Origin of the sequence: Aquitalea pelogenes (assembly GCF_001515305.1) — a bacterium.
Lineage (GTDB): Bacteria > Pseudomonadota > Gammaproteobacteria > Burkholderiales > Chromobacteriaceae > Aquitalea > Aquitalea pelogenes.
The window spans coordinates 1-2020 of record NZ_LNQV01000102.1 but is presented as its reverse complement, the minus strand read 5'-3'; the positions used below and the strand labels follow the sequence as shown (position 1 = coordinate 2020).

Here is a 2020-nt window from a genome sequence, read left to right as displayed (position 1 = left end):
CACTGGCGGTGCGGTTTGCCGCCCTGACCCACGACCTGGGCAAGGCGCTGACACCGGCCGATGTGCTGCCGCGCCATATCGGCCATGAGCAGCGTGGTGGGGCCAGCAGGGCCGGGCCATCATCCAGCACAAACAGCGCGCCTTCTTCGCCCAGCGACACCACCACTTCGGCCACACCGGCCTGTTGCAACTGGCGGGCGCAGGCCAGCACGTCTTGCAGAGTGGGCAGCGCACGGCCAGCCCACTGTTCCAGTTCGTGGCGGTTGGGCTTGATGCAGTCCGGCAGGCTGGCGCGTGGCGCGGCCAGTGCGGTGGCCAGTGCGGCACCGCTGCTGTCCAGCAGCACATGTGCGCCCCATTGGCGCAGTTTGCCAATCAGCACCGGCAGTCGTTCCGGCTCCAGTCCTTGCGGCAGGCTGCCGGCCAGCACGATCTGGCTGCCTGGATTGACGTCTGCCGCCAGCAGGGTCAGCAGGCGTTCCCACTGCACTTCGCCTACGGTCAGGCCCGGCAGGTTGATGTCGGTGGTGCTGGCATTGGCCTGATCGGACAGCTTGATGTTGACGCGGGTGTCGCCCGGCACGCGGATGAAGCGGTCGGCAATCCCTTTGTCCTTGAACAGCGCCTCAAACGCTTCGCTGTTGTTGCGTCCCAACAGGCCGGTGGCCAGCACCGGCAAGCCCCAGTCGGCCAGACAGCTGGCCACGTTCACGCCCTTGCCACCGGCATTGCTGGTGCTGGACAGCGCCAGATTGACGCTGCCGGGCTGAAAATCCTGCACGCACACCGTCTGGTCGATGGCCGGGTTCAGGGTGATGGTGATCAACGGGCCGTTCATGACAGCAGGCTCTGCAGGGCGCGTACTTCTTCGGCGCTATCGCAATCCAGCGCCTGCTGCGCCAGGTCGGCCAGCTTGGCAAAGTCGCTGCCACGCAGGCGGGCCTTGACGCTGGCGATGTCACGCGGGCTCATCGACAGTTCGTTCACGCCCAGACCGGTAAGCAGGGCGGCACCGAACGGGTCGCCGGCAATGCCACCGCACACACCTACCCAGCGGCCATGTTGGGCGGCACCTTGTACCGTCTGATGGATCAGGCGCAGTACAGCCGGGTGCAGGCTGTCGGCTTCGGCGGCCAGTTCCGGGTGTTGACGGTCGATGGCCAGCGCGTACTGGGTGAGGTCGTTGGTGCCGATGGAGAAGAAGTCCACATGTTCGGCCAGCTTGTCGGCCAGGGTGGCGGCGGCGGGCACTTCCACCATGATGCCGATCGGCACCGCCGGGGCGTTCAGCTCGCGGCGGATGCCTTCGCACAGGCCCTTCAGGCGGGTGATTTCCTTCAGCGAGGTAATCATCGGGAACATGATGGACAGCGGCTGGCCACCACGGGCGGCGCGGTACAGCGCACGCAGCTGTGGTTCCAGCAGGTCGCGGCGGCGCAGCAGCAAACGGGCACCACGCATGCCGAGGAAGGGGTTCTCCTCGTGCGGCAGGTTGAGGTAGGGCACTTGCTTGTCGCCGCCGATATCCAGCGTGCGCACGATCAGCGGACGGCCTTCCAGTGCCTGCAGCATGGCCTGGTAGGTGGCGAACTGTTCTTCTTCGTCCGGGCTGTCGTCACGTTCCAGGAACAGGAACTCGGTACGCATCAGGCCCACGCCTTCGGCACCGGCGGCAATGGCGGCGGCAACCTGGTCCGGGCGGTTGACGTTGGCAGCCACTTCCACGCTGTGGCCGTCACGGGTCTGGGCCGGCAGGCTGCGTTCGGCTTCCTCGCGCTCCTTGCGCAGCTGTTGTTGTGCCATCCAGTCGCGGGCGGATTTCAGGTCGGCTTCGCCCGGGTTCAGGTAGAGGCGGCCAGCCTGGCCATCCAGAATCGCTGCCGTGCCATTGGCCACACCCAGCAGGCCGGGGCCACCGGCTACCAGTGCCGGCAGGCCGAGGGTGCGGGCCAGAATGGCGGTATGGGAAGTCGGGCCGCCCTGGGCGGTGGCGAGGCCGATCACCTTGTTGGTATCCAGC

1 protein-coding gene and 1 pseudogene are annotated in these 2020 nt (G+C 66.9%); both read right to left on the bottom strand.

The window, feature by feature from the left end; translation table 11 throughout:
- Positions 1–154: 154 nt before the first annotated feature.
- Positions 155–838, bottom strand: a pseudogene (locus AWT75_RS20320) (1-phosphofructokinase family hexose kinase); the annotation flags it as partial.
- Positions 835–2020, bottom strand: a 1186-nt coding sequence (gene ptsP, locus AWT75_RS20315) for a phosphoenolpyruvate--protein phosphotransferase (protein ID WP_153013415.1), incomplete at its 5' end; no start/stop codon positions are given. The pseudogene AWT75_RS20320 and the gene ptsP, both read right to left, overlap by 4 nt.